General features: G+C 69.8%; 7 protein-coding genes. All 7 read right to left on the bottom strand.

Annotation, left to right across the window (positions count from 1 at the left end):
- The coding region (locus tag EJK15_RS36645; protein ID WP_138715066.1) for a DUF2255 family protein at positions 1 to 284 on the bottom strand (284 nt) is incomplete at its 3' end.
- 8 nt (positions 285 to 292) lie between these two features.
- Entirely contained in the window at positions 293 to 1,327 is a 1,035-nt protein-coding gene (locus EJK15_RS36640) for a zinc-dependent alcohol dehydrogenase family protein (RefSeq protein WP_138715065.1), read from the bottom strand.
- Positions 1,328 to 1,424: 97 nt separating this feature from the next.
- Positions 1,425 to 2,267: an SDR family oxidoreductase gene (locus EJK15_RS36635; protein WP_138715064.1), complete on the bottom strand. Its 843-nt coding sequence runs from the start codon at positions 2,265 to 2,267 to the stop codon at positions 1,425 to 1,427.
- Complete coding sequence (locus tag EJK15_RS36630) at positions 2,264 to 3,016, bottom strand: carboxymuconolactone decarboxylase family protein (RefSeq protein WP_138715063.1); 753 nt, start codon at positions 3,014 to 3,016, stop codon at positions 2,264 to 2,266. The genes EJK15_RS36635 and EJK15_RS36630 overlap by 4 nt, the downstream gene beginning before the upstream one ends.
- Before the next feature lie 21 nt (positions 3,017 to 3,037).
- Positions 3,038 to 3,217, bottom strand: a complete 180-nt coding sequence (locus EJK15_RS36625; protein ID WP_138715062.1) for a hypothetical protein — start codon at positions 3,215 to 3,217, stop codon at positions 3,038 to 3,040.
- A gap of 270 nt (positions 3,218 to 3,487) precedes the next feature.
- Entirely contained in the window at positions 3,488 to 4,369 is an 882-nt protein-coding gene (locus EJK15_RS36620) for a helix-turn-helix transcriptional regulator (RefSeq protein WP_206061321.1), read from the bottom strand.
- Positions 4,370 to 4,764: 395 nt separating this feature from the next.
- Positions 4,765 to 7,803: a Tn3 family transposase gene (locus EJK15_RS36615; RefSeq protein ID WP_138715060.1), complete on the bottom strand. Its 3,039-nt coding sequence runs from the start codon at positions 7,801 to 7,803 to the stop codon at positions 4,765 to 4,767.
- Between the last annotated feature and the right edge of the window lie 87 nt (positions 7,804 to 7,890).

The following is a 7,890-nucleotide window of genomic DNA, read 5'->3' as shown; positions in this document are numbered from 1 at the left end:
TCGTCGATCCGGTCGTGGACGGCGGTGTCGCCGGGGTCGGCGTCGGTGAAGGCGACGTCGGCCTGGATGCCGCCGGCCGAGATGCGGCCCTGGTGGCGGGTCCGGGTGCCGCGGTACCAGGCGCCGGAGCGGCCGTTCATGCAGCGCACGTACAACGCGTCTCCGGCGCGGACGACCCACATCGTCACCGGGCGGCGCAAGGTGCCGTCGGCGGGGCGGGAGGCGAGGTCGAGCTCTTCGGCATCGCCGATGGCGGTGAGTTCGTCGCTGGTCCAGGCGGTCATGGTTCTCCTTACGGCTGGATGAGGACCTTCAGCGCGGTGCGGTCGTTCATCGCGCGGTAGCCGTCGGGCACCTGCTCCAGGCCCACCGTGCGGTCGAAGACGCGGCCGGGCTGCAGGGTGCCGTTCAGCACCTCCGGCAGCAGTTCCTCGATGTAGGCGCGGGCCGGGGCGACGCCGCCGGTCAGGGTGAGGTTGCGCATGAACTCGCCGAATCCCATCGGCACCTGCTCATACTGGGGCGCGCCGACGCGGCTGACGGTGCCGCCGTCGCGGGCCACGGCGAACGCCGTGGCGATGGCCTGCTCGGTGCCGACGCACTCCAGCACGGCGTGGGTGCCGTCGCCGCCGGTCAGCTCCCGGACCCGCTCGATGCCCTCCTGATCGCGTTCGGCGACGACGTCGGTGGCGCCGAAGTCGCGGCCCAGTTCGGTGCGGTCCTCGTGGCGGCCCATGAGGATGATCTGCTCGGCGCCGAGGCGCTTGGCGGCCAGCACCGCCATCAGCCCGACCGCGCCGTCGCCGATCACGGTCACCGTCGTGCCTTGCCCGACCCTGGCGGTGACCGCGCAATGGTGGCCGGTGGGAAGGACGTCGGAGAGGGTGAGCAGGGACGGCAGCAACTCGGAGTCCTCCCCGACCGGGAGTTTGACCAGAGTGCCGGCGGCCTGCGGGACGCGGACCGCCTCGCCCTGGCCGCCGTCCACGCCGTCCGCGCCCCACTGGCCGCCGTGCCGGCAGGAGGTCTGCAGGCCTTCACGGCAGAAGCCGCAGGTGTTGTCCGACCACACGAACGGGGCCACCACGACGTCGCCGCGCCGCAGCCCGGACACCTGCGAGCCGGTGTCCTCGACGACGCCGAGGAACTCGTGCCCGATCCGGTCGCCCTGCTCGGTGGCCGGGCGGGACTTGTAGGGCCACAGGTCGCTGCCGCAGACACACGAGCGCAGCACGCGCACGATGGCGTCGGTGGGCTCGCGCAGCACCGGGTCGGGCACGTTCTCCACGCGCACGTCGCCGGCGCCGTAGATCAGGGTCGCTCGCATGAGAGCCTTCCATGTTCGTCGTGGTCGTACCCGCGGCCGGTCCAAGCCGGGTGAGCGGCCCGCCTGCCGCAGGTCCGCTGTCGGCAATCCCCGGGCGTCACTCGCCCGGCGGAAAGTCGGTGGAGGCGGCCAGCTCGGTCTGGCCCTCGAAGTCGGCGACGCGCTTGCGCAGCACGGCCAGGGTGCTCTCCAGCGCCTGGGAGCCGAGCACCAGGCGCAGCGGCGCGGGCTCGGTTGCGACGCTGTCGATGATCCGGGCGGCCATCCGGGCCGGGTCGCCGGGCGCGAGGCCGCCTGCCGGGTCGAGCATCTTCAGGAAGGCGTGCGCCGGGGTGTCGTCGTAGACCGGCATCAGGTCGGCGACCCGGGCGCTGCCGTAGCGGAACTCGGTGCGCGCGCCGCCCGGCTCCACGATCGTCACGCCGATGCCGAACGGCGCGACCTCGGCGGCGACCGACTCGGCGAAGCCCTCGATGCCCCACTTGGTGGCGTGGTAGAGCGAGTTGCCGGGGAAGGCGACCTGGCCGCCGTAGGACGAGATCTGAACGATCCGGCCGCCGCCCTGGGCGCGCAGGTGCGGAAGCGCGGAGCGAATCAGCTGGATCGAGCCGGTCAGGTTGGTGGCGATGATGTGGTCGACCTGCTCGTCCGACAGCTCCTCGGCGGCGCCGAACAGGCCGTACCCGGCGTTGCTGACGACCACGTCGATCCGGCCGAGCTCGGCGAACGCGCGATCGACCACCTGGCGAACGGCGGCGGCGTCGGTCACGTCCAGCACCTCGGCGCGGAACGTCTCCGGGTACTGCTTGACCAGGTCGGCAATCTTGCTGGTGTCGCGGACGGTGCCGATCACCCGCTCGCCGCGCTCCAGGAGCTGCCCGGTCAGCTCGCGGCCGAAGCCGCTGCTGACACCGGTGATGAGCCAGGTACGCGGGTTCACAGGGTCACCTCGTCCAGGACGCGCAGGCCGTTAAGCGTGCGCGGATAGCCGATGAAAGCAATGAGCTGGGTGAGCACCGCCAGCAGGCGGGCGCGGTCGTTGCCGATGTTGAGGTTGGCCGCGACGTGCCCCCTGACCTGCGGCTCGCAGCCGCCGAGGGCGACCAGCATGGCGAAGGTCAACAGCTCGCGGGTCGGCACGTCCAGGTCGGCGCGGGTCAGGTGGTCGCCGAAGCAGTTCGCCGACAGAAAGCGCTGGATGTGCTGCTCGTCCTGCGGCGCGGAGGCGTAGAGGGCCTCGACCCGGTCGGCGCCGACGATCTGCTTCTGCACGGCCAGGCCCTGCTCGTAGCGGGTGTCGGGGGTGGTGGTGGACTGGCCGGGCAGCGGCAGCTCGACGCCACGCTCGGTCAGCACGTCGTTGGTGGCGTGCAGGAAGTCGAAGACCTTGGCCATGCCGGCGTAGGGTACGGCCTGGTAGACGATCTCCTTGACCTCGACCGGGGTGACGCCGGCGGTGAGCGCCGCGCCCAGCATCACTCGGTACTCGCCCACCGCCTGGCAGGCGATCAGCGCGGCGAGCTGAACCATGAGCCGCGTCCGGGTGTCGAGGTCGCCGTGGCGCAGCACCTCGTCGAAGGCGAAGTTGTCGAAGACCTCGACCAGCTCGGGATCGGTGCGGGCGAGCGTCGAGACGTGGTCGGGGAACAGCTCGTCGTGGGTGTGGCGGGCTGCTTCGCTGATGGCCATGCGTGCTCCTGTTCAGGGTCTTCAGGGTCGGATGAGGACCTTCAGCGCGATGCGGTCGTTCATCGCGCGGTAGCCGTCGGGCACCTGCTCCAGCCCGACCTCGCGGTCGAAGACCTCGTGGCCGATGGCCGACGTGAGGCCGGGCCCGGGCTTCGCCCCTGTAGGGCCACAGACCGCTGCCGCATATGCGGGACCGCGCATCCGCACCACCGTGTCGGTCGGTTCACCTCATGCGCCCTTCCCTCTGAAGGCCGACGTTTTGCCTGGTCAGCCTCCATCAAACAGGCGCGTTCGGACATGCGGCAGGGCCTGCTGTTACAGGTAATGACAGAACCCCCCAGCCGGGTTTACGGCCCCGCTGCGCGGTGCCGTCCCCGGGCCAACCGGAGGTATGGACAGTGCGCGGGGAATGGATCTCGCGCCGCGAGTCGCGCCCTTGGGGATGCGGAGCCAGGAGGTCGGTGACGCGGGTCAGGCCTGGTCTGGGGCCGCCTGCTGTCCCTCGGCGAGGTCTTGAGTGGCCGCCCAGCTGGCGAGCATCTTCAGCCCGTCGGCGGTGGGGCTGCCGGGGGCGGCGGTGTAGACGTTCAGGGTCAGACCGGGCTCGGACGGCAGCTCCATCGACTCGAAGTTCAAATCGAGCCGGCCGACCACCGGGTGACGCAGCCGCTTCATCCCGCTGCGGTGGTACTGCACGTCGTGGGAGGCCCAGCGCTGCCGGAAGACCTCGCTGCGCGTGGACAGCTCACCGACCAGCTCGACCAGCGCCCGATCGTGCGGGTTGCGGCCCGCCGCCAGCCGGAGCATGGCGGCGGCGTCGTTGGCGACCCGGTCCCAGTCGACGAAGAACTCGCGCGCGGCCTCATCGAGGTAGAGGAACCGGGTGGTGTTCGCCGGGCGGCGCGGGTCGGCCAGGATGGGCGCGTACAGGGCGCGGGCGAGGCGGTTCATGGCGACGATGTCGTGGCGGCCGTTGCGCACCCAAGCCGGCGCGTCGGTGATGGCATCCAGCACCTGCTGGATCGCCGGCCGCACACTGGCCGGCGGCGTGCGGCGGCGGCGAGGGCCCGGACCGGCCGCCCGGGCCAGGGAAAACAGGTGGTCACGCTCGGCCTCGTCCAACTGCAGGGCGCGGGCCAGGGCGTCCAGCACGCTGTCGGAGGCACCGGAGAGGTTCCCCCGCTCCATGCGGACGTAGTAGTCGATGGAGACGCCGGCGAGCATCGCGACCTCCTCCCGCCGCAGTCCCTTGACGCGACGGTTACCGCCGTAGGCGGGTAGTCCCGCCTGCTCCGGGGTGATGCGCGCCCGCCGCGAGCTGAGAAACGCGCGCACCTCGGCGCGGTGGTCGATCTGGCCCATAACCCCAGGGTAAGCAAGGTGACGGCAGCGGAGGAGGTAAGGCCAGTACCCCTAACGAGCGTCACTCCCTCGGCCGCCGGGACCGTCGTTGACTAGGAGCATCCGTCCTGCGGCCGCAAGGGACAGAAAGGGCGAAGCGAACACATGACGGCTGGCCGATGCACCCACAGCCTCGAATTCAGCGACGACGTCGCCGCCGTGGACAAAACCCGCGCCTGCTCGGCCCCGACGGGCCGGCGACGCCCCACAATCCAGTCGGCACCCTGGAGCGCCAGGCCGAAAGGTTTCTGCAACTGCTCGGCTGGCGGCGGGCACCGCTGCCCGCCGTACACGAGGCTCGGCGGGGCACCGGCGCGGCGCGCAGGCCAGGCGCCGGGAAGCGGCGGTCACATCAGAGCCACGTCCGCAGTTACCGGACGCAGGGGCCGCCAGCCACCGCCGTCCAGCTTGGCCAGCTCCGCCTCGACATCCACGGTGATGACGCCGAAGAAGTTGATGTTCTCGCTGTGCGCCGGGGAGATGTGGGCCAGCAGCTCGTCGGGCACCTCCCGGCCGGCGGCCCGCAGCTGCCGCACGGCCAGCGAGTAGTACTCCGCCATCCAAGTGATGACAGAGTTGGTCAAAACGGTCAAACACCACGCCTGGTCGGTCTGATCGACCAAGGCCGGCTTGGTGACGGCGCCCTGCTGGGCGTAGTGCAGATCCCGGCGCAGCGCGTGCAGGCTCTCCCCCTTGTTCAGCTGGCGGGCGATCTTCCTGCGGTAGGCCGGGTCCGACAGATACTTCGCCACGTGCAGCGTACGGCGCAGCATGCCCCACTCCTTCAACGCCGCCGCCAGGGTGTTCTGCCGGGAGGCGGCCGACCACTTACCCACCACCAACGAGGCGGTCGCCTGCCCGTACTTCAGCGACCCGGCCATGCGCAGCAGATCCGGCCAGCACTCGGCGATGAGGTCCTCATTCCAGCGGGCGCCCAGCAGCGGCCCCGCGTGCGGATAGCGCTTGACCATCTCGGTGGGGGTGTCATCCCGGATCAGGGTGATCTTGCCAAGGTCGCGGATACGCGGGGAGAGCAACTTGCCCACCAGGTCGAACAGCGCAAAGTTGATCAACGTGACGCCATGGGTATCCGTCGCGTGTTCGAACAGGGGCAGATCGGTGGCGTTGCCCAGGAAGTCGTCCAGCACGAAATGCGCCTCGCGGGCGTTCGGCACGATGATCTTGGTGCCGAACGTGGAGTGCTGATCCGACACGTGCGTATAGCTGGACAGCACCTGGCCGCCGTGGATGGTCATGTCCCGGGCCGTCGTGCTCTTTCCGCGAACCGGAAATCGCTGCCCGTCGGAGGAGGACATGGTGCCGCCGCCGAACACCTTCGACAGCTCCAAGGCGTGGTGGTGGTTCACGATGCAGGTGTTGGCCTCGCGCAGCGTCTCCTCCCGCACGTACCACTCCTGCGTCCAGCGCAGCACGTCATACGGGATACCGCAGGCCTCCGCCATCCTGGCCAAGCCCAGATTCGTGGCGTTGGCGATGAGCACGCTGAGGATGTTGCGCTTGAGATCGACCGAGCGGGCCTGCTTACGGCCGCCGGCGTGGGTGAAGCAGTCCAGGAACCCGGTGCGCACATCCAGCTCGATCAGCAGCGAGGCGATCGGCGCGAACGGCAGCATTCCCGCCAGCTCCGCCTTCAGCTCCTTGGCCTCCCCCGGCACGTCCTCGGCCGACAGCGGCGGGATGACGAGCTTGTCGTCCTCGTCCAGCCGCACCGCGCCGCTGTCGTCCGGCAGCGCCTGGGCCAGCGTCTGGTCGAGCTGGGTCAGCGCGGCGTGTAGTTCCTCCTTGCCCTGTTCGATCGCCTCGGCCGCATCGGCGGGCTTACGGACCAGCTTGCAGAAGTCAGCCCGCCGCGGCGCCCACTGCTCGGGCGTGTACAGGTAGGTGGCCGGGTCGGCGTAGCGGCGCGAGCCCGGCACGAACACGTCCCCCGAGCGCAGCCCGTCGCGCAGCGCCAGCACCGTGCACAGCTCCCAGTAATGCCGGTAGGCGGTCTCATCGCCGTCCTTGCGCGCCTTGGCCAGGTACTCACCATAGCGGGTCGGTACGAACGAGGTCGGCGCCTCCTCGGGCACCTTGCGGCCACCGCTCTCATTCAGTCGCTTCAAGATGGCCACCGCCTCCATCAAGTCCCCGGTGCCGGTCCCGCCCTGAAAGTCGATCGCCGCCAGCACCAGCGGGGTGAACTGGCGCAGGTAGGTGTAGGAGGCGTGCAGCGCCGAGAGCCGGCCGTGATCGCGCGGCAGCTTCTTCCAGCCTTCGGAGACGACCTCGCGCAGCTTGCTCATCCCGATCGTGTTGCGCAGCAGCCCGCCGATCTGCTCGTCCGGGATAGCCGGGTCGGCGAGCACCGGCAAGATCACGTCCAGGAGCAGTTGACGGGCCTCACCAGCCTTGGCCCGTTCGATCAACGCCTCGTCCGTCTTGGACTTGGCCCGCGACTCCCGGGCCGAGACTGCCTGGTCGAACAGCATCACCACCTCGTCGACCTGGTCGATCGCCGACTGCGTGACCACCGCCAGCAAGATCGGATAGCGGCGCTGCTCATCGCGGCGTTCCAGCGCCTGGTTGGTCGAGCGGCGGCCGACCGAGGCCAGAAAGCGGCGCCGCTCGGCGGCAAGCCCCGACACATCCAGGGTGTGGGCGTCCATGTTGCGCAGGTAGAGCAGTTTGTCGATGGCGGTCTTCACCGAGGTCGCGCTGGCGTCGGTGGCCACCTTGATCAGCCAGGCTAGCCGGGTCATCTTCAGCCCGGCGTCGTAGACCAGCAGCCGGTCCAGATCCGCGCGTAACTGATCGGTCAGCAGGTGCGCCACCTTCTCCCAGGTGAGCGCGGTGGCGCTGGTCCGGGCGGTGGCCACCATCTTGGCCAGTGTGGTCACGCCCGGCCGGATCGTCTTGGCCGCCATCAGGTACTCGGTGGCCAGGTTGAACAGCAACGTGGGTGAGTCGTGTTCCATGGCCCGGTCCAGCAGGAACTGCTCCAGTTCCTTCATCGCCGTGCTGTCGGCCGGGGCGTTCTTCCACCCCAGATAGCCGGCCACCAGCCGCAGATGATCGCTGCGTGTCTGCTCGCGCTGGCCATAGTCAGCGAGAACGGCTGGATCCACGCTCAGCCGCTCGGCCAGCCGGGCCACCGCCACCGGTGGCGCCGCCCTGACCTCGTCCGGGACGAACCCGAGCCAGGACAACGTGGCGAGCTGGACGGCCAGTCCGAGGCGATCGCTGGCGCCTCGGCCTCGGCCCGGGTCGATGAAGGCGACGTCGGCGGGTGTCAGGGTGAAGTACCGGATCAGATCGTCGCGGCCGATGTCGGGATACGACCGCAACCGCTCCAACTGGTCCTCAGAGAACATCCGGGTCGACATCGACCACCGCCTCCACACCGCAACCCGGTTCAGGACCGTACGAACGGTAGCGGAAGTGATCAACAAACGGAACAGGCTTGCATCAGT

The sequence above is a fragment of the Nonomuraea basaltis genome, assembly GCF_005893125.1.
GTDB classification, from domain to species: domain Bacteria; phylum Actinomycetota; class Actinomycetes; order Streptosporangiales; family Streptosporangiaceae; genus Nonomuraea; species Nonomuraea basaltis.
The sequence above is the reverse complement of the archived record's forward strand: the minus strand, read 5'-3'. Positions and strand labels throughout refer to the sequence as shown.